This window comes from Rhizobium sp. BK591 (assembly GCF_014195045.1).
GTDB classification, from domain to species: Bacteria; Pseudomonadota; Alphaproteobacteria; order Rhizobiales; family Rhizobiaceae; genus Rhizobium; species Rhizobium anhuiense.
Window position 1 is genome coordinate 290,580 of sequence record NZ_JACIAZ010000009.1, and the last position, 25,642, is coordinate 316,221.

The 25,642-nt window shown below is 60.1% G+C and carries 19 protein-coding genes and 1 pseudogene; 13 read left to right on the forward strand and 7 right to left on the reverse strand.

The window, feature by feature from the left end; genetic code table 11:
• Positions 1-132: 132 nt before the first annotated feature.
• Both FHX10_RS31780 and FHX10_RS31785 read right to left on the reverse strand, forming a co-directional pair.
• Positions 133-756, reverse strand: a complete 624-nt coding sequence (locus FHX10_RS31780) for a response regulator transcription factor (protein WP_097631012.1) — start codon at positions 754-756, stop codon at positions 133-135.
• Positions 746-2,653 carry a PAS domain-containing sensor histidine kinase gene (locus FHX10_RS31785; RefSeq protein ID WP_063474152.1) on the reverse strand — a complete coding sequence of 636 codons (1,908 nt, stop codon included), beginning with the start codon at positions 2,651-2,653 and terminating at the stop codon, positions 746-748. The genes FHX10_RS31780 and FHX10_RS31785 overlap by 11 nt, the downstream gene beginning before the upstream one ends.
• Positions 2,654-3,103: 450 nt before the next feature.
• Between FHX10_RS31785 and FHX10_RS31790 the strand changes: the two genes are divergently transcribed.
• From FHX10_RS31790 to FHX10_RS31815, 6 genes and pseudogenes are all read left to right on the forward strand, one after another.
• On the forward strand, positions 3,104-4,078 hold the full coding sequence (locus tag FHX10_RS31790) for an alpha/beta fold hydrolase (protein WP_063474191.1): 975 nt from the start codon (positions 3,104-3,106) through the stop codon (positions 4,076-4,078).
• Positions 4,079-4,177: 99 nt separating this feature from the next.
• Positions 4,178-4,804, forward strand: coding sequence for a pyridoxamine 5'-phosphate oxidase family protein (locus tag FHX10_RS31795; RefSeq protein WP_063474153.1), 627 nt, complete (start codon positions 4,178-4,180; stop codon positions 4,802-4,804).
• Positions 4,804-4,965: a DUF1348 family protein gene (locus tag FHX10_RS31800; protein ID WP_409527299.1), complete on the forward strand. Its 162-nt coding sequence runs from the start codon at positions 4,804-4,806 to the stop codon at positions 4,963-4,965. Before FHX10_RS31795 ends, FHX10_RS31800 begins: the two co-directional genes overlap by 1 nt.
• Before the next feature lie 14 nt (positions 4,966-4,979).
• Positions 4,980-5,832, forward strand: a pseudogene (locus FHX10_RS31805) (alpha/beta fold hydrolase).
• Between the two features lie 85 nt (positions 5,833-5,917).
• Positions 5,918-6,736 (forward strand): GNAT family N-acetyltransferase, encoded by an 819-nt coding sequence (locus FHX10_RS31810; protein WP_063474154.1) that lies wholly within the window; start codon positions 5,918-5,920, stop codon positions 6,734-6,736.
• Positions 6,737-6,973: 237 nt separating this feature from the next.
• Positions 6,974-7,765 carry an SDR family NAD(P)-dependent oxidoreductase gene (locus tag FHX10_RS31815; protein ID WP_063474155.1) on the forward strand — a complete coding sequence of 264 codons (792 nt, stop codon included), beginning with the start codon at positions 6,974-6,976 and terminating at the stop codon, positions 7,763-7,765.
• A gap of 399 nt (positions 7,766-8,164) precedes the next feature.
• Here the strand turns inward: FHX10_RS31815 and FHX10_RS31820 are convergent, their stop codons facing one another.
• Both FHX10_RS31820 and FHX10_RS31825 read right to left on the reverse strand, forming a co-directional pair.
• Entirely contained in the window at positions 8,165-9,571 is a 1,407-nt protein-coding gene (locus FHX10_RS31820; RefSeq protein ID WP_063474156.1) for an adenylate/guanylate cyclase domain-containing protein, read from the reverse strand.
• A gap of 123 nt (positions 9,572-9,694) precedes the next feature.
• A complete protein-coding gene (locus FHX10_RS31825) occupies positions 9,695-10,180 on the reverse strand; it encodes a MarR family winged helix-turn-helix transcriptional regulator (RefSeq protein WP_063474157.1) in 486 nt (161 codons plus the stop codon).
• A gap of 201 nt (positions 10,181-10,381) precedes the next feature.
• On the opposite strand from FHX10_RS31825, the gene FHX10_RS31830 reads away from it, so the two are divergent.
• From FHX10_RS31830 to FHX10_RS31860, 7 genes are all read left to right on the forward strand, one after another.
• The gene (locus FHX10_RS31830; RefSeq protein WP_063474158.1) at positions 10,382-11,968 is read left to right on the forward strand and encodes an AMP-binding protein; all 1,587 of its coding nucleotides are present in this window, start codon (positions 10,382-10,384) and stop codon (positions 11,966-11,968) included.
• A gap of 40 nt (positions 11,969-12,008) precedes the next feature.
• On the forward strand, positions 12,009-12,830 hold the full coding sequence (locus tag FHX10_RS31835; RefSeq protein WP_063474159.1) for a p-hydroxycinnamoyl CoA hydratase/lyase: 822 nt from the start codon (positions 12,009-12,011) through the stop codon (positions 12,828-12,830).
• Positions 12,831-12,861: 31 nt separating this feature from the next.
• The gene (locus FHX10_RS31840) at positions 12,862-13,968 is read left to right on the forward strand and encodes an NAD(P)-dependent alcohol dehydrogenase (protein WP_063474160.1); all 1,107 of its coding nucleotides are present in this window, start codon (positions 12,862-12,864) and stop codon (positions 13,966-13,968) included.
• Positions 13,969-13,989: 21 nt separating this feature from the next.
• Complete coding sequence (locus FHX10_RS31845) at positions 13,990-15,429, forward strand: coniferyl aldehyde dehydrogenase (protein WP_063474161.1); 1,440 nt, start codon at positions 13,990-13,992, stop codon at positions 15,427-15,429.
• A 422-nt stretch (positions 15,430-15,851) separates the two neighbouring features.
• Complete coding sequence (locus tag FHX10_RS31850) at positions 15,852-17,780, forward strand: diguanylate cyclase (protein ID WP_063474163.1); 1,929 nt, start codon at positions 15,852-15,854, stop codon at positions 17,778-17,780.
• Between the two features lie 81 nt (positions 17,781-17,861).
• Positions 17,862-20,156 (forward strand): FdhF/YdeP family oxidoreductase, encoded by a 2,295-nt coding sequence (locus FHX10_RS31855; RefSeq protein WP_063474164.1) that lies wholly within the window; start codon positions 17,862-17,864, stop codon positions 20,154-20,156.
• Positions 20,153-20,437 (forward strand): hypothetical protein, encoded by a 285-nt coding sequence (locus tag FHX10_RS31860; protein WP_063474165.1) that lies wholly within the window; start codon positions 20,153-20,155, stop codon positions 20,435-20,437. Before FHX10_RS31855 ends, FHX10_RS31860 begins: the two co-directional genes overlap by 4 nt.
• A gap of 51 nt (positions 20,438-20,488) precedes the next feature.
• On the opposite strand, the gene FHX10_RS31865 is transcribed toward FHX10_RS31860, so the two are convergent.
• The 3 genes from FHX10_RS31865 to FHX10_RS31875 all read right to left on the reverse strand — a co-directional run bounded on the left by FHX10_RS31865 (position 20,489) and on the right by FHX10_RS31875 (position 25,587).
• On the reverse strand, positions 20,489-21,487 hold the full coding sequence (locus FHX10_RS31865) for an AraC family transcriptional regulator (RefSeq protein WP_047616827.1): 999 nt from the start codon (positions 21,485-21,487) through the stop codon (positions 20,489-20,491).
• Between the two features lie 1,110 nt (positions 21,488-22,597).
• The gene (locus tag FHX10_RS31870) at positions 22,598-23,602 is read right to left on the reverse strand and encodes an Ldh family oxidoreductase (protein ID WP_063474166.1); all 1,005 of its coding nucleotides are present in this window, start codon (positions 23,600-23,602) and stop codon (positions 22,598-22,600) included.
• A complete protein-coding gene (locus FHX10_RS31875; protein ID WP_097596425.1) occupies positions 23,602-25,587 on the reverse strand; it encodes an FAD-dependent oxidoreductase in 1,986 nt (661 codons plus the stop codon). Before FHX10_RS31875 ends, FHX10_RS31870 begins: the two co-directional genes overlap by 1 nt.
• Between the last annotated feature and the right edge of the window lie 55 nt (positions 25,588-25,642).

A 25,642-nucleotide genomic window follows, 5' to 3' on the forward strand; every position in this document is an offset into this window, starting at 1 on the left:
GCGGACTAGCAGCTCCCAGTGTCGTTGAATTAGTAGAGACGTTTAAATCGAAGCGTGAAGCAATCGCCATCTGCCGATGTAAGGATCTCAGCTCTTGCAAGGGATCGAGTCACGTTTCCCCCAAATTGCTGCTCAATCCTCCAGAATGCTCGCGATCCTCACCAAATCTGCAACTGACGATGCGTGCATTTTTCGCATCATGTGACCGCGGTGAAGCTTCACGGTGGCCTCAGCGAGCTGAACTTCAGCCGCAATTTGTTTGTTCAGCTTCCCGGCGACGACCAATGTCATAATCTGCCGCTCGCGCTCGGTAAGTTTGGAATACCTTAAGCGCAATGCCGCCGTTTGATTTGCCTCTTCGCGTCGAGCACTATCTCTTACCAAAGCGCGGTTCACCGCTTCGAGCAGGTCCTGCTCGCGCACTGGCTTGGTAAGCACATCGATAGCTCCAGCCTTCATGGCGCGGACAGCCATCGCCACATCGACATGAGCGCTGATCAGCACCACTGACCTTGGGTGGTGGCTTTTTGCTAATGCCTCTTGAAACTCCAAGCCGCTTTGACCTGGCAATCGGATATCCAGCACAATACAGCCTGCACGATCAGGATCATCGACAGTAAGGAACTGTGCTACCGAACCATGGGTTTCAGCGACAAGTCCGACAGATTCGAACAATCCTCTCAGAGCTTCGCGGACACTTTCGTCGTCATCAATGACAATAACTGTGGGCCGGCCTCTCTTGCGATCATCTATCATGGCCAAGATCGCCCTCCGCCATTGGCAAAGTGAACGTGAACAGGCCTCCGTCCCCGTTCTCCCCCGATGAAGCCCAAATACGGCCACCATGTGCTTCGACGATTGAACGGCATATCGATAAGCCCATTCCGATACCGTCGGCCTTCGTGCTGTAGAATGCTTCGAAAACGCGCTCCAACTCGTGGATAGGTACCCCGCGGCCTGTGTCCGAAACACTCACTTTCACAAGCTGCTCATCTGCAGTACATCGGATGACGATGCGTCTTGCCCCGGAAGAAGCTGCCATCGCTTCCGCGCTATTCATGACCAGGTTTAGAACAACCTGCTGCAGTTGTGTCCGGTCTCCTACGACTTCGATAGGCATTTGGGCCATATCAAGACCAACTTCTATTCCGCGCCTTTGAAGTTCGCCGGTCAACAGATTCAGTACCTCACGCACGGCGGGTTTGAAGTCAGTTTTCTCAATTTTAGCAGGCAACTTCTGAGCCATTGCCCGGATACTGGTGATAATGTCACCGGCACGATGTCCGTCCCTGACGATCCTTTCGGCTGCCAGCCGCGCCTGCTCCAGATCGATATGACCCGGCTGTAGCCAGCGCAGACATGTGCCGGCATTCGTGACGATTGCCATCAGCGGCTGGTTGACTTCATGGGCAATCGAGACGGCAAGTTCACCTGTGGCTGTCATCCGGGTCACATGTGCGAGGTCACTCTGACTTTGCCGCAAGGACTCTTCGGCCCGTTTGCGATCCTCAATATCCACGACGACGCCGTACCATCGCACAACATTTCCATCTGAATCCAGAAGTGGGCTTTGTCGAAGGTTGAACCATCGATATTCGCCATCGGCGCGTCTGATGCGGGCATCCACCGGACGGCTTTTTTTCGAGGCTACGATATCGTCCCAAGCCATACGCATCGGCTCGACATCATCAGGATGAAACATGCGATAAAAGCCGAAGCCGACGATCTCTTCAAAAGGTAGTCCGACATAATCGATCAAGTTTCGATTAAAATATTCAAGCCGGCCATCCGAGGTGCAGGACCAAGCCATGGCGGGTATCGTGTTGATGATAAGATTGAGCTTGTGTTCACTTTCCCTGAGCGCAGCTTCGCTTTCTCGAAGAGCATTCTCCGCGTATTGCAGGTCTTCGATATCGATATTGACGCCGAACCAACGAACGAGCCCGTTGGCATCGACAAGCTTGCGGCCCGAGAAGTAAAACCAGCGGTACCCGCCGTCTGCTCCGCGAATGCGTCCTTTCAAAACAGTGTGGTCGGAATGCTCTAGGTCTCTCTTCCAGATGTCCACCATGCCGGGAATATCGTCTGGGTGATAAAGGTCCAGGAAGCCCCAGTCGAGAATTTGGTCAGCAGGACGGCCTGCATAGTCCAGCCAGCTTTTATTGACAAAATCGGCGCTGCCATCCGGTCGCGCTGACCACACGAGAACAGGCAGCGAATTGATGATAAGGCTGAGGTTCTCTTCGCTGGCCGCAAGTGCAGTCTTCGTTTCCTTCAATGCATTTTCGGCCTGTTTGCGGTCTTCTATATCGAGGACCACACCATACCATCGCAGGACATTTCCTTCGGCATCGAGCCGCGGCTTCTGCCGAAGCGTGCACCAACGATATTGGCCATCTGCGCGCCTGAGCCTGCCCACGACCTCTCTGGCATGCTTTGAGGCCATGATGTCATGCCATTCCGATGCGAGATGTGACGTGTCGTCGGGATGAAACAGTTTGTAGAAACCCACTCCGGAGATTTCCTCAAGCGGCGCCCCGATAAACTCGAGGAAGTGCTGGTTGGCAAAATCCAGCATGCCTTCCGACGTTGCGGACCACACCATGGCGGGGATCAGATCGATGATAGGATCGGTTTCCGGCGCTCGTTCCACCGCACTCTCCGTTCAGAGTTTGAGACGTTCCAGAGCCCAGACGCTTCGACTCCAAGTCAGGAAATATCGAAAGGTGGTCGATTGTCCGCCGGAAATAGTTACGAGATTTCTGTGAGTTGCGTAAGGACAAATCGATATACGAAGGTCTATGGTTACAATGCCATTGTCTAGTTGCACGTGACCTAGATCGTAATTGAGAGCGATCGCAAACCCGCTTACTCCTACACATCGAGACGTCTTTGATGAACGACGATGTCGGCTGAACCGTCGTCGTGTTCATATCGAACATTTACGTGCATCGAATTCCATACCACTGCCATTTCCTGACCTGAGGCAGCAGCCTCCGGTGACATTGTTTTATCGCGACGGCGCTTGCGCGATCCGGACGACCGACAGCAGCCCTCGTTCGAAACCAATTTTTGTTTCATCTCGATTTATGGGGAGACCATCATGCGTAGCTTGATTATGTGCCTGATGCTGGCGACCGCCAGCATGACTGTCGCAACAGTGGCATCAGCGCTTCCCGCGCAGGCCACGACAGACGTTCACGAGGCTCCGGTTCCCATTCACTACCGAACCGCGAAGATCGAGGGTCTCGAAATCTTCTACCGGGAAGCCGGGCCGGCTGACGCTCCGGTCGTGTTGCTGCTCCATGGTTTTCCGACGTCGTCCCACATGTTCCGGAATCTGATCCCGCTCCTCGCAGACCGATACCACGTCATAGCGCCGGACTATCCGGGTTACGGGCAAAGCGAATCTCCCGATCGTAGCAAATTTGCCTATACGTTTGGCGGGGTCGCTAATATCGTAGACAAGTTGCTGGATCATTTGGCGGTCAAAAGGTACGCGATGTACGTTATGGATTATGGTGCACCGGTGGGATACCGCCTGGCGCTGAAACATCCGGAACGGATCAGTGCGCTGATCATCCAGAACGGCAATGCCTATGATGAAGGGCTGAAGGAATTTTGGGATCCCATCAAGACCTATTGGTCCGATGGCGCAGAGAAGAGCCGTGAGGCGCTCTCCGGTCTGGTCACGCTCGAAACGACCAAGTTCCAATATACCGATGGCATGGAAGACGTGTCGCGCATCAGCCCTGACAACTGGGTTCACGACCAGGCTCTTCTGGACCGACCAGGCAACAAGGATATCCAGCTCGATATGTTGTATGATTATCGCACCAACGTGCCGCTTTACCCTGACTTCCAAAACTTCTTTCGTGAGCGCAAACCGCCCACGCTCATCGTCTGGGGCAAGAACGATTACATCTTTCCTGAGGCCGGCGTTCATCCTTATCTCAAGGATCTTCCGGATGCCGAAATTCATATCCTGAATTCAGGTCACTTCCTGCTTGAAGAAAAACTGGACGTCGTCGCCCCCCTTATCAACGACTTCCTGGATCGCAACATCGGAAAGAAGTGAACATCAGGCATGGTCACCGGCGGTGTGACCGAGGTTCCGCCAAACCGAGGTCGCACTGCTGAACAGCGGTTACTGAATTCCAGATTTTGGAGATCTCCCATGCCGTACCATTTTTTGGAAGTTGCAATTACTCCGAATGTGCGGCTTTCCCAAGCTGAGATGGGTGCTGATCAGATTTGGTTGGACGACCACCATCGCGAGTCGGATAGTTTCACCGACAGCGAGCTTTCCTTCATCGCCGCACGGGACAGCTTCTACGTTGCATCTGTGTCGGAAACCGGCTGGCCTTATGTTCAGCATCGCGGTGGGCCAAAGGGTTTTCTCAAGATCGTAGACAATAAGACGCTCGCTTTTGCCGACTATAGGGGCAACCGCCAGTACATCAGTACCGGAAACTTTGCCGCGAATGATCGGGCCTGCCTCTTACTGGTGGATTACCCTCGGCGAGCCCGGCTCAAGATCTACATGCGTGTCGAGAAGCTGGCACTTGATACCGACCCCGCACTGACCGATCTTGTTTTGGATGCCGGCTACCGAGCAAAGGCTGAGCGGATTTTCCGGTTACGGCTGGAGGCCTTCGATTGGAATTGCCCTCAGCATATCACACCGCGTTATACCGAACTCGAAGTCGAGAACGCGGTGACACCATTACGTGAGCGCTTGGCTCAATTGGAAGCGGAGAATGCAGAGCTGCGTGCTCGGATCACGGCCTTGGGAATTCTATGATGAACGCCACAAGACCCCTTTTACCACCCTTTTCAGCGGCTTCCGCAACAGAGAGGGTTCGGCTTGCCGACGATGGCTGGAATAGCCGTAATCCCGAAAAGGTAGCACTGGCCTATAGCGAGGACAGCCAGCACCCCGGTCTCAGCGATTTCGGTTTCTAAGGGGGAAGAACGACATGAGGCATACCACCTATCACCGCGTTGATATCGACGGTCTCGAAGTATTTTATCGGCAGGCCGGAGAACCAGCCAAACCGACCCTGTTATTGCTGCACGGATTTCCGTCTTCGAGCCACATGTTCCGCGATCTCTTTTCCGCTGCTCGCCGACCGATTTCACCTTATCGCGCCCGACATACCGGGGTTCGGCCAGTCGGAGGCGCCCGCGCGCGAAAATTTCGCCTACACGTTCGACAATCTTGCCCACATCATCCAGAGGTTCATTGAGGTGCTGGGCATCGAACGATTTGCCCTCTACGCTTTCGATATCGGAGCACCCATCGGCTTCCGCATCGTGATGAAGAACCCGGAGCGGGTGGCGGCAATCATTTCCCAAAATGGCAATGCCTACGAAGAGGGGTTGAGCGACGTCTGGAATCCGATCAGGCGATACTGGTCCGATCCTACGACCGCCAACCGCGATGCGCTGCGCGAGATCATGAAACCCGCCGCCATCCGCTGGCAGTACGAGCATGGCGTTTCGGATTTATCGAACGTGTCTCCCGATGGCTATTCGCTCGACGCCTTCCACATGGCGCGTCCGGATAGTGAAGAAATCCAACTCGACCTTGCGCTCGACTACGCGAGCAACGTGGTCCTGTATCCGATGTTTCAAGCATATTTCCGCCGGTATCAACCCAGGTTCCTGGCAATCTGGGGCGACAAGGATCCCTTCTTCCTGCCCGCAGGTGCGGAGGCCTTTAGACGCGATCTCCCGAACGCTGAGATCCAGCTCCTCGATACAGGCCACTTCGCGTTGGAGACGCATTCCCGAGAAATTGCCACCGCGATAGCGGACTTCCTGACTTAACCCCGCTCGCAACCGCCGGCTTACACCGTTGCTGACGTCGCTGCGGTGAAGTCTGTTTGGCCGTTTTATCGTTAAGGACACGAGCATGGATCGCCCGTCAGCATCGCGCCAAATGGTGCCGGAAGAAGAACTCATCGAAGTGAAAGCATTTATCGACCTCTTCATGATCGCGCCCCAGACGTTCGTCGACCAGGCTGAGTTTCGCTGCATGCCATTGGCTGGAGGTTGCGCAATATCGCTGCCAAGCGCGCCCGCCATCGGTCTCAATCGGGTGCTCGGCATCGTGGCACCTGAAGATCTCGACATGGCCTGTGAATGGATGAGCAAAAGGGCGGGCCGACGCTACTTACAAATGAACGCTGCCACCGCTCCTCAACGGACACACGACTGGACAAGGAAACGGGGCCTTGTTGCCCAAGGTCACGGATGGGCAAAACTCCGGCGAACAGCGCCTTCCACGCCACTCATCCATTCTGGAGAGGTCGCGACCCGGCAGGTCAATGTCACCGAAGCCGAGATCTTCGGTTCGATGATGTGCGCCGGATTTCACTTTCCGGCAAACCTGACCCCGCTTTGGTCAGCGATCGTCGGGAAGGACGGTTGGAGCTGTTTTTTCGCGGAATTGGACGGCAGGCCGATTGCGACCGGCGCGATGTATGCGGCAGACGGCTTTGCGTGGCTTGGCGGGGGCTCGACCGTTCCCGAGTTTCGCAATCGCGGGGCACAGAAGGCCCTGATTGCCGCGCGTCTGAACCAAGGCGCCAGCCAGGGCGTTCAGACATTCGTCGTCGAAACCGCCCAACCTTCTGCCGATGAGCCGAATATCTCTCACGCCAATCTCATCGCGGCTGGATTCGAGCAGATTTATACGAGAATGAATTACCGGTTTCCGGACGATTCATAAGGGACTGCGGACACCTTAGGTCTGCCAATCGAGCTGTTGCCTTCTTTCCAAGTGTCGCGCTTGCCGGATCACTGCTCGAACTCTGAGAGAATGTCATCTGCTTCTGGATCAGCTTACAAACCCGCTTCCAGTGCACCGCCACGGGTTCCACCCGAAAGGATCATCGACGTCGCGGGCTGTTGCGAGACCGACCGCCAGGTCATACCTTCACTGGTCCAACCTCAGAAGGAGCCGCAGATGCAGATCGACCTCACAGGCAAAACCGCGCTGATTACTGGATCTACCGAAGGCATCGGCTACGCGATCGCCCGCCAGCTCGCGAGGGCCGGCGCGGACGTGGTGATCAACGGACGGTCCGAAGAAAAGACCGCTAAGGCGACCGAACGCCTGAAAGGCGAAGGTGCCGGGGGCACCGTGGCCGCCATCGCAGCCGATGTCGCAACTGCTGAAGGGTGTGAAGCTCTCGTCGCCAAGGTTCATCATGTCGATATTCTGATCAACAATGCGGGCATCTTCCAGCCGCTCGACTTCTTCGAGGCGAGCGACGAGGTCTGGGATCGCCACTGGCAGGTAAACGTCATGTCGGCCGTCAGGCTTTCGCGTGCCTACCTTCCGGGCATGCAGACCGTCAACTGGGGTCGCGTCATCTTCATCGCATCGGAATCCGGCTTTAATATTCCAGTGGAGATGATTCACTACGGCGTTAGCAAGACCGCCGATATCGCGGTTGCCCGCGGGCTCGCCAAGCGCATGGCTGGTACGGGCATTACCGTCAACTCGGTCCTCCCCGGCCCAACACTGTCCGAAGGCGTTGAGGCGATGCTTGCCGAAGAGCGTGCGAAGACGGGCAAGTCGATCGAGGAGGTCGCTGCGGACTTCGTCAAGCAACATCGTGGAAGTTCGATTATCCAACGAGCTGCGAGCGTCGAGGAGATCGCCAACCTCGTAACCTACCTCGCCTCGCCTTTGGCATCCGCGACGACCGGGGCTTCCATGCGTGTGGACGGAGGACTGATCGACACGCTCTGAGGTGATCCCTCGCCTAGTGCAATTCCAGGAAAAGTGCGAAGCGGATTTCCCAGGCAAAGCGCGAAGCGGTTTTGCCGGGAGTTGCGCAAAAACAAAAGGATGGAGCGGTTCTGCGCTTCCGTTAAAAGCTGAACCGCTCTAGTCGTGATTGCCGGCTTGTGAAGTCGGGGTCGCTACCGTGAAAGAAGCGGCCTTGGCTTGTTGATAGGATGACCGCAGATAGTGTCCAGCAGTAGTGTCTAAACGAACGGAAGTCCCCTCTCGGGCAATGGTAAGTTCTGCCGCGACGACTGGTAAGAAGGCGCGAAGCTGCTGAACTTTGATTGCCCAATGAAAATCCGCTTCGGACCGTTAGCGGAGACCGCTCAACTTGGCCCGACCTCAAAGAGCAAACCCAGCTCACGACAGCGCAAAAATCCTCACCTCGCGCCCTATGCCCTGAAGCTCCGCCAGCCGGGAGACCGATGAGATGCCGCCGTCGCGCAGGATCTCCGAAACCTGGGCATCCCCGACGATTGCCTCCGTCGTCATGATCACATTGGGATCGGCAAGGCCCTGGACGCGGGAGGCGATATTGACGGTCTGGCCGAAATAGTCCTGCCGGTCGTTGAGGTTGACGGCGAGGCATGGTCCCTCGTGAATGCCGATCTTCAGCAGAAGATCGTCGCTGCCGTGTTCGGCATTCAGCCGCAGCATCGCCTCGCGCATCCTGAGTGCTGCCGCCACCGCGCGGTCCGGGCTGGGGAAGGTCGCCATCACGGCATCGCCGATGGTCTTGACCACGGCTCCGGCCTCTGTGGCGACGATCTCGTGAAGAACCCTGAAATGCGCGCGCACCAGATCGAAGGCGGCGAGATCTCCGACGCGCTCGTAGAGCGCGGTCGAGCCCCTCAAGTCGGTGAAGAGGAACGTCAGGCTGGTGATCTTCAGGCGCTGGTCGACGTCGAGCGTGTCGGTCCGATAGATGTCCCGGAAGCTCTGGTTCGTCAGCAGGCGTTTGGCTGTCAGGAAAGGCCGCCTGCGGCCCAGGAGGTCGTGCAGTTCGTCTCCGGCGATGCAGACATTCGGCACCACTCGGCGATCGGTGTGGTTCTCGAGGGTGAGCCGCAGCAGGCCGGGACGCAGGGTCAGCGTTTCGTTCAGCGCATGCGTCCGGCTGATGATCATCGACAGGGTTTGACGTTCGTCGGTGGGCTCGCCCTGCACGTCGATGAACTGCGCCGAGTGTGTGACCGCATCGAAGATGATGACGAACTGCGCCGGCAGTTGCAGCGAGACGAAAGCCTTCTCGCCCGGCGCCAACTCGATCATCTCCAGCTGGATGCGATCGAACTTCGCCTCTAAGTCCTGCGGCAGGTCGACGCCGGAGCTGAAGAAGATCTGGCGGTAGTATTCAAGCGGAGGCAGCCGATCGGGGTCGTGGGCGGCAATCCTGCGCACTCTTGGACTAACGGTGAAGGTTACCTCGACCATCTCGTCGAGGGTCGGTTCGTATCCGGCCGCGCAGAGCGCGCAATGATAGGTGTCCTGGACGACCCCCTTGAGGGTGGCGCCGCTGTCGAGGACGCCGCCACATCCCGGACAAAGGACATTCCAGGTCATTTCGAAGACGCCGATGCGGGCGGCATGCAGAAGCGCCGCAATGGTTTTCTCTTCATCGAGATGATGCTTGTCGGCAAAGGCGAGCGCATTGATGCGATTGAGATCGCGATCCGAGCCATGTTTGACGACGTTTTCGATGCACTCAACCGTCTGCGGGTCAGCCGCCTGTCGCAGGGTGGCAAAAAGCACGTCCATTTCACTCATGAGACAAGTCTCCGTGTGCAGAACCCACGGCGGACGACGCCAGGGCCGGGATCATAACACGGGACTTTCCCAAGCGAAATCTATCAGCTTGGATGCGGCTTACTTCCCAAGCGCGCGGGGATTTCAGTTCCCCTTGTATATCCGTTTCAGCGCCATCAGCAGCGCGTCCATTTCGTCGCGCGAAAACAGCTCAAGGAAACGCTGTTCGTGCTTGTCGATCAGCTCACGCGCCCGCGCGAGCACCGCGCGTCCCGCCTTCGTCAGATGCAATTCCTGGCGGCGGCGGTCGGCCGCGGAGGGGCGGCGTTCGATCAGGTCGCGGGCGGCCAGCCGGTTGACGAGGGCCATCATCGTCGCCCGGTCGGTGCCGAGCGTGTTGGCAAGGTCGATCTGCGAGGCGCCGGGATTGCCGGCGACGAGTTCCATCACGGCGAGCTGCTTCTGCGTCAGCGCCAGCTCCTCCATGGTTTCGGCAAAGTCGCGATAGATTGCGACATGCGCCATGCGCAGATGGAAGCCGAGCAGATCGCCAAGGCGGCCGACGTCGAGCGCCGGCGTCGCGGGGGCATCTTCGCCCTCGACATCGTCCTGCGGTGATTTTGTGCCCATGGTTCGCTCTCGCCTCGTTCGGGGTCATAACCATCAAAATCAGCGGGTTAGTCAATATCGGCATCGCGGATTTCCCCGCGTCCATTCGAACGGTCGGATTTGCCTTGAACAGCCTCTTGCATCTCAGCTGAAAAATATTAGTATGTGTTACATACAAATTTGATGCCGGCTGCAGAGGAGCGGCGGGCATGGGAGGAGAACATGGCGCATTCCTTTTCCGGGATGGTTTCGTCGGCAGATTGCGGACTGGTGACGGATGATCCGATCCTTTACCGCGCGCGCGTCGCACCGGACCGTCCGGCTCTGTTCGAGATCGCCACCGGCCGGCAGCTTACCTATGTCGGGCTCGATGCGCGGATCGCCCGCTGCGCCGGCTTGCTCAACGATATGCTCGGGGCGCGGCGGGATGGGGCGCGTGTCGCCATGCTGGCGCGCAATTCGGTGGATTCGATCGTGCTTGCCTTTGCCTGCCAGCGCGCCGGCGCCATCTACGTGCCGCTCAACTGGCGCCTCAACGCCGCGGAGTTGCGGCCGATCCTTGCCGATTGCACGCCGGCTCTGCTCGTTCACGACGAGGAGTTCGCGGCAACGGCGGTAAGCGTCGCGGGCGTCGATCCCGAAATGGCGCTGATATCGACGGCCGATGGCCCGGCCGGGCTCGCCGCGCGGATCGAGGCGAGCCGTCCGGCCGGCCCGGTGACTATCGATGCCGATGAACCTTGCGTGCTTCTCTACACATCGGGCACGACGGGGCAGCCGAAGGGCGTCGTCATCACCCGCCGCAACGCCTTTTTCGCCGCCATCAATTTTTCCATGGTCGGAGAGATCGGGCGAGGTTCCGTCGCATTGTGCGACCTGCCGTTCTTTCACACGATCGGGCTGATCGCGGTGGCGCGCACCACGTTGATGCTGGGCGGCACGCTTGTCATTTCCGACCGCTTCACGCCGGCGCGCACGCTTGCAGCCCTTGCCGACCGGCAGCGCGGCATCACCCATTATTTCGCCGTGCCGCAGATCGCGCTCGCCTTGCGCAACGACCCCGCCTATAGCGCCGCGGCGCTTTCCGGCCTGCATGCGCTCTTCGTCGGCGGCGCGCCGCTGACGCGGGCGCTGATCGAAAGCTATCTCGACGACGGCGTTGCGCTGGTCAACGGTTACGGCATGAGCGAGGCCGGAACGGTGCTGCATGTGCCGATCGACCGGCGCGCCGTGCAGGACAATCCCGGCAGCGTCGGTCTTCCCGCACCGTTGCTCGACATTCGCATCGTCGGCGAGGACGGCCGCGACGTTGACGAAGGCGAGATTGGCGAACTCTGGCTGCGCGGGCCGGCGGTAACGCCGGGTTACTGGAACAAGCCGCGGGAAACCGCGGCCGCTTTCACCGACGGCTGGTACCGCACCGGCGATCTCGGCCGGCGCGAAGCGAACGGCTTCTATCGCATCGTCGACCGGCTGAAGGATATGTATATCAGCGGCGGCGAGAATGTTTACCCCGCCGAGGTCGAAGCGGCGCTCGCAAGCCATCCCGATATTCTCGATGCCGCGGTCGTCGGCATTCCCGACCTCAGGTGGGGCGAATGCGGCGTCGCCTATATCGTGCTGCGGCCGGGTGCCGTGGCAACGGGTGATGAGATCGCCGGCCATTGCGCGGCAAGGCTTGCCGCCTTCAAGCGTCCGGCCCGCATCCTCTTCGTCGAGAGCATTCCCCGCACCGCCTCCGGCAAGGTGCAGAAACATGTTCTGCGCCAGTTCCATTCCGACGAAACCCTTCAACGACAGGCCTTGTGACGCGGCTTGCGCCTTCACGCCGAAACCAATGGAGTAAACCATGACTGAAATGAAATCGCCGGTTCTGGTCGAATTCGATAGTGGCATCGCTTTCGTGACCCTCAACCGTCCGGAAAAGCGCAATGCGATGAATCCGGCCCTGAATGTCCGGATGCTCGAGGTGCTCGACGAACTCGAGGGCGACGAGCGCTGCGGCGTCCTCGTCCTGCGCGGCGCCGGCGAATCCTGGTCGGCCGGCATGGATCTGAAGGAATATTTCCGCGACAATGACGGCAAGCCGCGTGACGCCACGCTGAAGGCGCGGCGCCAGTCCGGCAACTGGTGGAGCCGGCTGATGTATTTCGAAAAGCCGACCATCGCCATGGTCAACGGCTGGTGCTTCGGCGGCGCCTTCACGCCGCTGGTGTCTTGCGATCTCGCCATCGCCGCCGAGGAGGCGAAATTCGGCCTCTCCGAGATCAACTGGGGCATTTTGCCGGGCGGCAACGTCACCCGTGCTGTCGCCGAAGTGATGCGCCATCGCGACGCGCTCTACTACATCATGACCGGCGAACTGTTCGATGGGCGCAAGGCCGCGGAAATGGGTCTCGTCAACGAGGCGGTGCCTTTGGCCGAGCTTGAAACCCGGGTCCGCAAGATCTGCGCCAGCCTGCTCGAAAAGAACCCGGTGACGCTGAAGGCCGCCAAGGACACCTACAAGCGGGTGCGCAACCTGCCATGGGATCTCGCCGACGATTACATCTACGCCAAGCTGGAGCAGATGCTGTTTCTCGACAAGACCAAGGGGCGCGACGAGGGGCTGAAACAGTTCCTCGACGACAAGACCTATCAGCCGGGGCTCGGCGCTTACAAGCGCGGCTGAGGGCGCAGATTGATCTCGGGAGGAGGATAGAATGAAAATCCATGCCGCGGTGGCGCGTGCGCCGCATATGCCGTTTTCGCTGGAAAGGCTCGATCTGGAGGAGCCGCGCGAGGGCGAGATCCTGGTTCGCGTCGTGGCGACAGGGGTCTGCCACACCGATATCGTCATGCGTGACCAGCACCTGCCGGTGCCGCAGCCGGTCGTGCTCGGCCACGAGGGCGCCGGCATCGTCGAGCGGGTCGGGCCGGGTGTCGCCAAGGTCAAGCCCGGCGATCATGTGGTCATGACCTTCAACTCCTGTGGCCATTGCCCGAGCTGCAATGATCACGAGGAAACCTATTGCCACGAATTCTTCCCGCGCAATTTCTTCGGTGCGCGTGCCGATGGTTCGAGCGGGCTCTCATGCGAGGGGGAGCGGGTTCACGGCAATATTTTCGGGCAATCCTCCTTTGCCAGCCATGCGCTGTGCCATGAACGCAATATCGTGAAAGTGCCTGGAGATGCCGATCTGGCGCTGCTCGGGCCGCTCGCCTGCGGCATCCAGACCGGCGCCGGCGCGGTCATGAACGCGCTCAAGGTCGAACCGGGAAAAGTGCTCGCGGTTTTCGGCATGGGCTCTGTCGGTCTTGCCGCGGTGATGGCGGCGCGGGTCGTCGGCGCTTCGCGGATCATCGCCGTCGACGTCAACGAGACGCGGCTGGCGCTTGCGGCGGAACTCGGCGCCACCGATATCGTCAACGGCAAGACAAGCGACGCGGTTGCCGCGATCATGGCGCTGACCGGCGCCGGCGTTGATTATGCGATCGATGCCTCCGGCGTGCCCGCCGTCATCGACCAGTGTGTGCGGGTGCTGGCGCCGCGCGGCACCTGCGGCATCGTCGGGGCCTCGCCGCACGGCGCGACGCTGACGCTCGACCTTACGCATATCCTCTCCGGCGGACGACGGGTCCGCGGCATCGTCGAGGGCGATTCCAATCCGGACGTGCTGATCCCGCTATTGATCGACCTGCATCGGCAGGGGCGCTTCCCCTTCGACAGGCTCGTCACCTTCTATGATTTCGCCGACATCAACCAGGCGGTGGAGGATTCGGAAAAGGGCATCGTGCTGAAACCGATCGTACGCCAGCCGGCCGTCTGACACCGTTCAAGGGAGGAAACAATGAACACCGTCACCCCGATCGCCACCGATACCAGTGCCGATGCCATGAAGGCGCTGCTGGACCGGCAAAAGACGTCTTTCCTGAGGGAAGGGCCGCCAAGCATCGAGACCCGCATCGATCGCATCGACCGCGTCATCGCCCTTCTGGTCGATCATAAGGATGCGATCGCCGCGGCCCTCTCGGACGATTTCGGCAGCCGCAGCGTCGAGGCGAGCCTGCTTCTCGACGTCTTCACCTGCGTCGGTTCGCTCAAATATGCCAAGGCCCATCTTGCCGAATGGCTGAAGCCGGAAGAGCACGAGGCACTGTTTCCGGATGCGGTCGCTGAAGTGGTCTATCAGCCGAAGGGGGTTGTCGGAATCCTGAGCCCCTGGAATTTCCCCTATCAGCTCGCCCTTGCGCCGCTTGCCGGCATTCTCGCCGCCGGCAACCGCGCCATGATCAAGCCCTCGGAGGTGACGCCGGCTTCATCAGCCTTGATGGCGAAGCTCATCGCCGGCGCCTTCGACGAAACGGAAATCTCAGTCGTTCAGGGCGGACCCGCGACGGGCACTGCCTTCACGTCACTGGCCTTCGACCACCTGATCTTCACTGGCGGGACCGCGATCGCCCATCATGTCATGCGCGCGGCGGCGGAAAACCTGACGCCGCTGACGCTAGAACTCGGCGGCAAGTCGCCCGTCATCGTCGGCCGCTCGGCCGATCTCGCCGACGCGGCGCGCCGCGTCATGACGGTCAAGACGCTGAATGCCGGCCAGATCTGCCTTGCGCCCGATCATGTCTATGTGCCCGAGGAAAGCGTCGAAGCCTTTGCCGGACACGCGGTCGCGGCGGTTGGCGCGATGTATCCGGCGTTGAAGGAAAATCCCGATTACACCTCGATCGTCAATGCCCGCCATCACGCCCGCGTCCAGGGCCTGATCGACGATGCCAGGGCCAAGGGCGCTGGGATCGTCGAGATCAACCCGGCGGCGGAGAATTTCTCCCAGCAATCGGCCCATCGCATACCCCCGACCCTGATCCTCGACCCGACGGAAGACATGCGCGTGCTGCAGGAGGAAATCTTCGGACCGGTGCTGCCCGTCATTGCCTATCGCGATATCGCCGACGTCATCGATCGTATCAATGCCAGGCCGCGCCCCCTCGCTCTCTACTATTTCAGCCAGGATCGGCAGGAGGAACGCCGTGTCCTCGACAATACGACTTCAGGCGGGGTGACGGTCAACGACTGCATGAGCCACGTCACGGCGGAAGGCCTGCCTTTCGGCGGCGTCGGCCATTCGGGCATGGGAGCCTATCACGGCAAATTCGGCTTCCTCACTTTCTCGCATCCGCGCGCCGTCTATCACCAGAGCAAGATGGTGGAAGCGGAATACATGATGCGGCCGCCCTATGGCGAGGCGATGCGTGGCTTTTTGGCTGCGGCGATCTGCAAGTAGTGAAAGAGCCGGGATCGTGACCGCGGGTGCGTTATGAACAGCAGCGGCGCGATCTCTCTCGTAGCTTCACGAGCGCTTTGGTGCGCAACACGATAGTCCAAATGCGCATGCTTATCCGGATAGCGCAACTATTGCGCTATCCGGATAGATGTCCCGAGGCCCAGGATGCAGTTGTTAAGCATGCCTTATCGCATCGGGCGCTATCCGTTGAACTGCAGCGCATTGCGGACATGATGTCTCCTGCCGTCTTCGGGCATGACCTTTCAATCCGGTTCAGCGTCTTTCTCATGTCGTCAAATCTGGCAGCAAGGCCCTGCGCATACTTCACCGTCTCCAGCACTCGCTTCGGCCCGGAGACGCATCTGCAAATGAAATAGCCTGATGGGTCTCCGATTTAACTAAGCTCAAACCAGTGTTGCCCTATGATCAGTTCGGTACATGTATTGGAAGGTGGATCCAACGCAGTGAGTGGCATCTGGACGCAATTCGGTGGCAACCTTTCTTTCGTGTGCCTGGCCATTTCGCTCTGGGCGCATTTTTCGATCCAGTTTCAGCGCAGTTCGGCCAGGCAGGAGAAAATCGCCTTCGGAATCGTAGCCGGCGCGGCCTCGATCGGATCGATATTGCTGGCCGTCGAATTCAATCCCGGCCTCTATATCGACTTGCGCTTCTCGCCGCTTGCTTTGGCGGGCATGTTCGGCGGGCCGATCGCGGCGGCTTTTGCGGCGTCGCTGGCGATGGCCTTTCGCTTCTGGGTCGGCGGCACGGCAATGATCGACGGTCTCGTCGCGATTGCTGTCGCGACCGGCATCGGCCTGATTGGCAATTTCTGGATCCGCAAGAGATCTCCCCGGCTCATGGACGTTGGCCTGCTGGGCCTCGCGCTCGGCGCCTCTCTTGTCGTGTTGATGGCGACGCTTCCCACCCTGGTGCACGCCCGTGTGCTGGCCATGATCGGTCTGCCCATGACCGTATTGAACTGCCTGGCGACTGCGCTGTGTGGTTTCATTCTGTTGAAGACCCAACAATGGGCGCTGGAGCGAAGCATATTGGTGACCGCATTTTCGCAGTCGCCCGACTATCTCTACGTGAAGGATCGAAACAGCCGGTTCATCACCGTCAACGAAAATATGATCCGCCTTTATCGTTTCAAGACGACGGCGGAGATGACCGGATTGTCAGATTTTAATCTCCTGTCGCGCCCGCTCGCTGAAGAATTGTATTATCTCGAACAGCAGCTTATGGACACCGGGGTGCCTCTGATCGACTCTACCGAGCATATCGAAGGCAGATCCCTGCTCGCCTCCAAGGTGCCGCTGCGCGATAGGCAGGGGCGGGTGATCGGCCTTGCGGGCGTAACACGTGACATTACGGAGCGTACCGTCCTGGAGCGGGAATTGCGCGAAAGCAAGAACCTGCTGTCGCATGCGATGGCCGGCATGTCCGACGGTATCGCCATGTACGACAGCAAGGGTTTCCTTGTTTTCTGCAACGAGCAGTATCGCACCGCCTTTCCGCTATCCGGGGATGCGCGCGTGGTTGGCGCCCATATCAGCGACATTCTCCGCCGCGTCGCCGAAACAAACGAGCGCACCGGTATTCCGGACAATGACCTCGAAGAATGGATCAAGGTCGCCAGTGCTGCGCTGCACAGCAACAAGGACGAAGAGGTCCAGCTTTATAACGGCGACTGGCGCAGCATCCGGACAAGGCTTGCCGAAGACGGCACGGCGATGGCCGTCGTCTCGGACGTCACCGCGACGAAGCAGGCGGAAATCGCGCTCAGGCTGTCGGCGGAGCAACTGAAGTCCCTTGCCGAGACCGACGGGCTCACCGGCATCGTCAATCGTCGGGCCTTCGACGAAGCTTTCGCACGCGAGACCACCGGCAGCGCCAGGAAGAACACGCCGTTCAGCCTGCTGATGGTCGATATCGACCGCTTCAAGGCCTATAACGACACCTACGGTCATCCCGCCGGAGACCAATGCCTGCGTGTCGTCAGCAAGTGCCTTCGCCAGTCCGTCAGCCGGCCGGCAGACATCGTCGCACGTTACGGCGGAGAGGAATTCGTGGTTCTGCTTCCGGCGACCAGTGCGAAAGGGGCAATGATCGTTGCCGAGCAATTCGCACGTCTCCTAAACCAGGAGAATATCGTTCATTCCGGCAGCGAATTCGGACGAGTGACCGCCAGTATCGGCATATCCTGCGCGACCGGCGCCACCTTGAGGGTCAACCCGAACCGTCTCCTGACGGAGGCCGATGCGGCGCTCTACGACGCCAAGACGCAAGGCCGCAATCGCATCCTGGCACATTCGCCCGACGAACGGCATGCCATGAAGGACGTTGGTTGATTGAATCCTTGATAGGTTTTTCCTATCGATCCATCGCTCCTGCGGCCTTGATGTTTTCCTCGCTTCGACAATACAGGGCGCATGGACAAAAAATTCATTGGCAAGAAATCGGCGGCAGCCGGCGGCTGGGGCGCGTTGAAGAGCTGCGGGAAGCAGTTGCTTCAAAGCGGCATGCCGATTTCCGGGGCGCGGACGATGCTGAAGGCGAACCAGCCGGATGGGTTCGATTGCCCGGGTTGCGCCTGGGGCGATCCGGAACACGGATCGTCGTTCGAGTTCTGCGAAAACGGTGTGAAGGCCGTCGCCTGGGAGGCGACGGAGAAGCGGGCAACGCCCGCTTTCTTCGCTGACAATACGGTATCGCAGCTTCGCCGGCTGACGGATTATGAGCTGGAACTCAACGGCCGCCTGACGCATCCGATGCGCTACGATGCGGCGAGCGACCGTTATCTGCCGGTCGCGTGGGGGGATGCCTTCGCCGAAATCGGAGCCATTCTTAAGGGTCTCGATCATCCCAACCGGGCGGAATTCTATACGTCCGGCCGGGCGAGCAACGAGGCGGCCTTCCTCTACCAGCTCTTCGTGCGCGTCTATGGCACGAACAATTTTCCCGACTGCTCCAACATGTGCCACGAGGCAAGCGGCATCGCCATGCGCCAGGCGGTCGGTGTGGGCAAGGGCACGGTGCTTCTGGAGGATTTCGAAGAGGCCGATGCGATCTTCGTGATCGGACAGAACCCGGGCACCAACCATCCCCGCATGCTCGGCGACTTGCGCCGGGCGGCGATCCGCGGCGCGCGCATCGTCGTCTTCAATCCGATCCGCGAACGCGGCCTGGAGCGCTTCTCCGATCCTCAGGACAAGATCGAGATGCTGCGCGGCGGTTCGACCGACATCGCCAGCCTTTATCTCCAGCCGCAACTCGGCGGCGACATGGCCGCGGTGCGCGGGATGGCGAAGGCCGTGCTGGCTGCGGAAGAGGCAGCGGTCGCCGCCGGTCTGCCCTCCGTTCTCGACCATGCATTTCTCGCCGAACACTGCGCGGGTTTTGCGGAATATCGGGCAGCGGTCGAGGCAACGAGTTGGGCTGAGATCGAGGATCAATCGGGACTGAGCCGGCAGGAGATCGAACGGGCGGCCGATGTCTATATCAACGCCGAGAAGGTCATCTGCACCTGGGCGATGGGCGTGACCCAGCATCTGCATTCGGTCGCGACGATCCGCGAGATCGCCAATTTCATGTTCCTGCGCGGCAATATCGGCCGGCCGGGTGCCGGCCTTTGCCCGGTTCGCGGGCATTCCAACGTGCAGGGCGACCGCACCGTCGGCATCAACGAAAAGCCGTCGGACGATTTCCTCGATGCGCTGGAGAAACACTTCCGCTTCGCCGTTCCCCGCGAACATGGCCACAATGTCCTTGCCGCCATCGGCGCGATGCTCGACGGCTCGGCCGAGGCCTTCATCGGGCTTGGCGGCAATTTCGCCCGCGCCACTCCCGACAGCGCCCTTGTCGAAAAGGCGCTGCGGCGGCTGAAGCTGACGGTGCACATCGCCACCAAACCCAATCATTCGCATCTCATGCCCGGTGAGGCCGCCTTCATCCTGCCGTGCCTCGGGCGCACCGAGATGGATATGAACGCGGCGGGCAACTCCCAGCTCGTCAGCGTCGAGGATTCGATGAGCATGGTGCACGGTTCCGCCGGCATCAATCGCCCTGCCTCACCGCATCTCCTCTCGGAAGTCGCCATCATTGCCGGCATTGCGCAAGCGACGGTCGGCGCCGCCGTGGTCGACTGGACAGAGCTCGCCGGCGACCACGACCGCATTCGCGATCATATCGCGGCGACTATCCCGGGCTTCGAAAATTACAATGCGCGCCTGCGCAAGCCGCGCGGTTTCCACCTGCGCAACACGGCCGCCCATCGGGAGTGGGATACGCCGGCAGGCAAGGCGTCATTCTCTGCCGAGCCGCTTCCGGAAGAGACGGTGCATCAGCGGGCGCGAAAGGGTGAGGGGCGTTTCGCCCTGCAGACCTTCCGGTCGCACGATCAATACAATACGACGGTCTATGGCCTCGATGACCGATATCGCGGCGTTTACGGGGAGCGGCAGGTCATCTTCATTCACCCGGCGGATCTGCAGGCGATGCATGCCGAGGCCGGCGACCGGGTCGACGTGGTCGGCGAGCATGAGGACGGTATCGAGCGCATCGCTGAGAATTTCCGCTTTGTGCCCTATGACATCCCCCGGGGAAGCATAGCGGGTTATTACCCCGAACTGAACGTGCTCGTGCCGCTTGGCAGCGCCGGCAGGGAAAGCGATACGCCCACTTCGAAATCGATCATGGTGTCCTTCCGCCGGCGAAAAGCCGCGTGAGCGTAGAGGCAGCCGAGGTCGATCGCTTTCTTGCCCTCGTCGCGGCGGCGCAAGGCAGAGATGCCCAATTGACGTCGATACAAGCCGGCCTGCTCGTCGCCGCGGAGCTGGGGATTGCGCGTGACAGCCGCACCTTTGCGCGCATGCTGGGGATAGCGCATTCTCTCGTGCTGAGGGAACTCAACGCCCTGGCGGAACGCGAGGGCGTGCTGCAGATCGTCAAGCGCGATCCAAGGACGATGAGAGTGCATTACACATTGCCGCCGAGGGACGAGGCGTAGCCCCTTGCGTCGGCCGCGGGCTGCCCGCTTACTCGCCGCAAGCCGAGGCCATCATCGCCGGATCACGCGCTTCCTGGTGTCGGAAGGGTATTCTCCGTAGGTGTTTTTATAGACCGCGGAAAACCGGCCGAAATGAAAGAAGCCCCATTTGAGACAGATGGCCTTCATGGTGTCCTTGCTCTCGGGATCGAGCAGATCCTGGCGCGCCGCACGCAGACGAAGGGTCAAGAGGTAGGCGGCGGGAGAGGTTCCCCTGAAGGCACGAAAACCGGTTTCGAGCGCCCGGCTGGATACGCCGGCCGCTTCGGCGACCTTCGGCATGGTGATCGGCTGATCGATATTGGCGTGCATGAATTCAATCGCCCGGCGGACATGCCGGGGAGCGATCAGGGCCGGGCCATTCTCCAGGAAATGCGACAGCCGGTGCGGCACCAGGCGCACGACCAGATCGGCCAGCGCCTGCGTCATATGCGCCATGGCGATCGGCGACTGCAGCAAGGGACCATCGTCGCGCATGCCCGCGATGATCGTTTCCGTGAGATTGCTGATCAACCGGCCTTCCGGCTTGGACAGATCCAGTTCGGGCAGCAGGTCGAGAGAGCCGCTGAACGGCATCTCGAAAGTCTGGCCGATCGTCTGGAGGATGAGCGGCCAGTTGATCAGCAACTCGTCGATGACGTTCGATCGCCCATGCATGATGACGCTGTTGGGCTCGAAATTATTGTAAAGAAGCAATTTTCCTTGCCCGGCCTCGGCGACGCGCGACCCATAGGTGACCCCCATGCCGCCGCTGCGCGGCACGACGATCGACAGATATTCGGCCGTATCGACGGTCGGCTCGATATTGAACTGAAATTCCGCCTCATGATAACCGGTGAGCAGGACGGCACTGTCACATGCCGAGAAATCCAATCCCCAATGGAAGTCCTGGCTGCGGCCGACAGGCTCGGCATCAAATGCGCCAAAGGCGCCGCCCAGCGTTTCGACCATGTTGTCGAAGGACGAACCGCTAAATCGAAATGAGAATGGGGCAGTGCTATTTTCCGTCATGCCGCTCCTATCGTTTCAATGGGGCTGTGTTGACTTGTCCTTCTCCGTCGCTCGCCGATGCCGGCGCAATCCATGATAGCGCTGACATATTGATGCGCGTACCTCCAATCGCTTCGCCTGATACCATCGACCATCCTCCTCCGCTTCGTCAGGGCCTGTGGACGTGATTGATTGCTGAGGCGTGGCTATATATTAGCCGATCGGAGCATGCAGCGCAGCAGGTCTCAGCGGAGCAGGGGAATCTGCACGTGGTGTCGGCATCGGGATCGGTGGTTTGCGTAAGCCGATGCAGACGAAACGCGGGCGTGACAAGCGTCAATAAAACCAACCCGTTAAATGCATTGCCAAGAGTTCCCATCGCATCCGTTTTTCGCAGCCTGACGGCAGGAACTGGCAGAACTCGGAACAGTTGGCAAGCCATCGGGCTGATGATGAAACGATTACGCAGAAGGGTAAATTTATCGCCTGTATCCGCCAGGCCACTATACAGCGCATCGCGCCAATGCGAATTCATGCGACGCGTTTTAGGATTTTGATTCAAAGTGATAGAGCGGCCTTGGCACGTCCGAGAAAAACGCGGCCGCGCTCGGCGGGCTCAAATGCAGCGGGTCTTGCCGAGAGGAGCGATATCTGAAGCTTATCGAGTGGGCCCCCGATTTCGCAAGTCGCGCAGTCGCCTGCCGAAGGTTCTATAGTGGACCGCTTAAAGAGGGCCTTCGGCAGGCTGACAGGCATGCAGGCATACGCACGGGATGCAGTGCGTATGTATGATCCCTTCCATCCTTTTGGGGGTGATGGATGAACGGGTTTGGTTTTAGGACCGCAAACCATCATGGCATTGGTCGGGATTGATCTTACTGTTCCTCAGCTATGGAGCAATTGTCCGGTCCCGATATTGTCGGCCGAGCGGCTTTTCGTGACGCAGTCTGGACTGATCTTGCGCAAAATGTATATGAAGCCGCTCCCCTGAAGCCGTCTGTTCTGCGCAATGCGCTGCGCAAAGTGGATAGAGATCTTTAGTTTCTCAATTAGCCGAACGAGGACATTGTCGCCATGGTTGCGCACTGGTCCGCAGTGCGCGCGCTTCTTCGGCTTGGTAATGATTTGCTTTCACTGAAGGCACAAGCGGCGGATCGTTTCGAGCACCGCTGCGTCGACTTCGAGGCTATCGGTTTCCGCGGTACATGCGGACATCGCTCTGTCGCCGGGGATGCGAACTCCCTTGGCGCGCAGCCGCTCCAATTGGGCCGTGGCTCGCGCCTGAAAATCCGGATCTACTGCTGCGGGAAAGAGCGCGATCACGGTCATTCCGGCATTGACCGGATGCTCGCCCGAGAGAAAGTGGCCTGCATCGAGCGACCATGCGGCCCCGGAAAGACCCGCGGAAAGCATCTCGACGACAAGGGCGATATTGGCGCCCTTGTAGCCGCCGAAGGGCAGGAGCGCGCCGAGCATCGCCTTGACCGGATCAGTGGTGATTGCGCCGGTCTCATCGATGGCGATGCCGTGAGCGATCGGCGACTGCGCCTTGGCCGCCTCGGCAAGGGTGACGAAGGCCGTAGCGCTCGTCGCCTGGTCGATGACGAGAGGCGGCAAAGGGGCCGGCATGGGCGCGCCGAAGGCCAGCGGATTTGTGCAGTAAACGCGCTCACCGCCCTCGGCGGCGGCCATCAATGGTGGGCCGTTGGCAGCGGCGATGGAGATCAATCCGTCCTGAGCCAGGCGCCTGATGTAATATCCCAGTTCCCCGGCGGTATAGCTGTTTTTCTGCGTGAAGACTGAAATGCCGAAGGTTTTCACGCGTTTCGTGAAGTCGTCGTAAATGAGGTCAAAGCCGAGCTGCGCTATGCCGCCATCCGCATCGGCCTGGATCAGGGCCGGCAGCACATGGTTGAAGCCGGGCTTGGCGTCTCCGTTGATCCGCCCCTCGCGCAGGCTGGCGAGATAATCGACGAAATGCGGAAAACCCAGCTCGGGGCGCCCGAAACGGGCAGCCGACAGCGTTGCATCGACGAGCGCCTTCGCCATGGCCTGGCTGGCACCGCAGGCGAGGCAGGCTTCGAGCGCCAGTTGGCGGAGCTCGTCGATCGGCATTCTGATCCTCTGCCCGGTCATCACAGCTCCAATGCGGCTCGCCTGCCCTCATAGAAGGCATAGGGCGCCTGGCGCGGGGCGGCGCAGTCTCCGATCTCCACGATATGGCGACCGCTCGAGCGCAGTTCTTCGCCGAGCCAGTTGGCGGCTGCATTGGTTGTGGCGAGCACCAGGCTGTCGCCTTCCTCGAAGAAATGCTCGCCGGTATTGTGATCCAGCAGGGTGACGCCGTTGCCGTGCCACGCCAGCACGCTGACCTCCAGACGCCATTGGACACCCAGCCTCTTCAAGGTCCGACGCAGCGGTACGTCGGCGGTGGTGCGCTGAAGTTCCTTGCCGATGAAGGGGTCGGGCGAGAGCATGGTCACCAGGTGCCCATCTTCGGCGAGCTTCCAGGCGGTTCCGCAGCCGCGCCAGCCGCCACCCTCGTCGAGCAGCAGGACCCTTTTGCCCGGCCTTGCCTGCCGCGCCATGACAGCCTCGATCGTGAAGACGTTTCCCCTTTCGATGCCGGGCAGCGTCTCGACCGAAGGCAGAGCCTTCTGGAAGCCGGTGTCGGGAGAATAGGAACCTGTCGCCAGGATGACGGCATCCGCGCCGATCGCTTCGACATCCGATGCCTCGACATAAGAGTTGAGCCGGATCTCGACACCGAGTTTCGTCAGCTGCCGCTCGTACCAGCCGATGAGGTCGAGGATCTGCGCGCGGCGAGGCTGCAGTCCGGCCAGCAGGAAATTGCCGCCGAGCCGGCTGGAGGCTTCCGCGAGGATGACCCGGTGGCCTCTCTCCGCGGCTGCGCGGGCGGCTTCCAGACCGGCAGGCCCGCCGCCGACGACCAGCACCGTTCTCGGCTGGCCGGCCGGGCTGAAGCGGTCGCCGCCCCATTGGTATTCCCGTCCGGCCGACGGGTTGATGAGGCAGCTTATCCAATAATCACGCGAGCGCCGGCCCCAGCACATCTGGTTGCACGAAATGCAGCCGCGAACATCGTCGGGGCGGTCTTCGCCGGCTTTTCGGGCGAGATGGGGATCAGCGATCTGGCCGCGGACGATCGAGACGAGGTCCGCCGCTCTTTCTCCCAGAACGGTTTCGGCATTCTCCGGCGTTCTGATGTGGCTTTCGGCGATGACGAGCGCATGCTTGACGGACCGCCTGATCGTCGCAGCGAGATCGGCGCCGAGCTTCTCCGGGTAAAGGAATGTCGGCATCAGCTTGTGGAAGTCGAGATAGCCGCCCGAGCCGCAGGTGACGTAATCGACGAGGCCGAGATCGTCATGGAGGGCGACGATCTCGGCAAGCTCGTCCCGCGTCAGCGCGACGCTATGATCGGGCTCATCGCTGATCGCAAGCCCGATGATGAAATCCTGACCGCAGACCGCCCGGATGCGGCTCGTGATCTCGCGCGAGAAACGTGTCCTATTTTCGAGCGAACCGCCCCATTGATCCTCTCGCCGGTTCGACCAGGGCGTCCAGAACTGCTCGATGAGGCCGAGATAGGCCGCCCAGACCTCCACGCCATCGAAACCGGCCTCATGACAGCGGCGCGCCGCCTGCACGAATCCGTCGATGGTTTCTGAGATTTCCGCCTCGCTCATGGCATGCGAGCCGTCGCTGTCGTGATAACTGGGCAGACCGGACGGCGACCAATGCGGGTGGTATGAATTATCGGAATCTCCATGCGCGCCAACATGGTAGAGCTGCTGGATCGCGACCGCGCCGTTTTCCCTGATCGCCGTCGTGACCTTCCTGAAATGAGGGACGACACTATCGTCGCCGGGAAGAAAATTCCCGCGCGTCAACACGGCGGCGGGATGGACCGGCATCGGTTCGACCACGATCATTCCGGCGCCGCCGATCGCACGCTCGGCATAATAGGCAACATGCCGGTCGCCGGGCACGCCGTTGTTCGCCATGTTTGCCGTATGCGCGCCGAAGACGATCCTGTTGCGCAAAATGTGTCCGCGCAGACTGACGGGCGAAAACAGACGCGGGAAGAGTTTCGACATGGTGATCCCCAAGCGTCAGGCGGCCGACTTTCCATTTCCTGCGATGGCGTGCCCG

Bases quoted from the DNA above. Each gene is read 5' to 3' on its own strand.
- FHX10_RS31815 (WP_063474155.1), top strand. From the start codon at position 6,974: ATGCAGATCGACCTCACAGGCAAAACCGCGCTGATTACTGGATCTACC.
- FHX10_RS31855 (WP_063474164.1), top strand. From the start codon at position 17,862: ATGGACAAAAAATTCATTGGCAAGAAATCGGCGGCAGCCGGCGGCTGG.
- FHX10_RS31840 (WP_063474160.1), top strand. From the start codon at position 12,862: ATGAAAATCCATGCCGCGGTGGCGCGTGCGCCGCATATGCCGTTTTCG.
- FHX10_RS31820 (WP_063474156.1), bottom strand. From the start codon at position 9,571: ATGAGTGAAATGGACGTGCTTTTTGCCACCCTGCGACAGGCGGCTGAC.
- FHX10_RS31875 (WP_097596425.1), bottom strand. From the start codon at position 25,587: ATGTCGAAACTCTTCCCGCGTCTGTTTTCGCCCGTCAGTCTGCGCGGA.
- FHX10_RS31830 (WP_063474158.1), top strand. From the start codon at position 10,382: ATGGCGCATTCCTTTTCCGGGATGGTTTCGTCGGCAGATTGCGGACTG.
- FHX10_RS31810 (WP_063474154.1), top strand. From the start codon at position 5,918: ATGGATCGCCCGTCAGCATCGCGCCAAATGGTGCCGGAAGAAGAACTC.
- FHX10_RS31780 (WP_097631012.1), bottom strand. From the start codon at position 756: ATGATAGATGATCGCAAGAGAGGCCGGCCCACAGTTATTGTCATTGAT.
- FHX10_RS31865 (WP_047616827.1), bottom strand. From the start codon at position 21,487: ATGACGGAAAATAGCACTGCCCCATTCTCATTTCGATTTAGCGGTTCG.
- FHX10_RS31800 (WP_409527299.1), top strand. From the start codon at position 4,804: ATGAACGCCACAAGACCCCTTTTACCACCCTTTTCAGCGGCTTCCGCA.
- FHX10_RS31870 (WP_063474166.1), bottom strand. From the start codon at position 23,602: ATGACCGGGCAGAGGATCAGAATGCCGATCGACGAGCTCCGCCAACTG.
- FHX10_RS31795 (WP_063474153.1), top strand. From the start codon at position 4,178: ATGCCGTACCATTTTTTGGAAGTTGCAATTACTCCGAATGTGCGGCTT.
- FHX10_RS31825 (WP_063474157.1), bottom strand. From the start codon at position 10,180: ATGGGCACAAAATCACCGCAGGACGATGTCGAGGGCGAAGATGCCCCC.
- FHX10_RS31790 (WP_063474191.1), top strand. From the start codon at position 3,104: ATGCGTAGCTTGATTATGTGCCTGATGCTGGCGACCGCCAGCATGACT.
- FHX10_RS31835 (WP_063474159.1), top strand. From the start codon at position 12,009: ATGACTGAAATGAAATCGCCGGTTCTGGTCGAATTCGATAGTGGCATC.
- FHX10_RS31850 (WP_063474163.1), top strand. From the start codon at position 15,852: ATGATCAGTTCGGTACATGTATTGGAAGGTGGATCCAACGCAGTGAGT.
- FHX10_RS31845 (WP_063474161.1), top strand. From the start codon at position 13,990: ATGAACACCGTCACCCCGATCGCCACCGATACCAGTGCCGATGCCATG.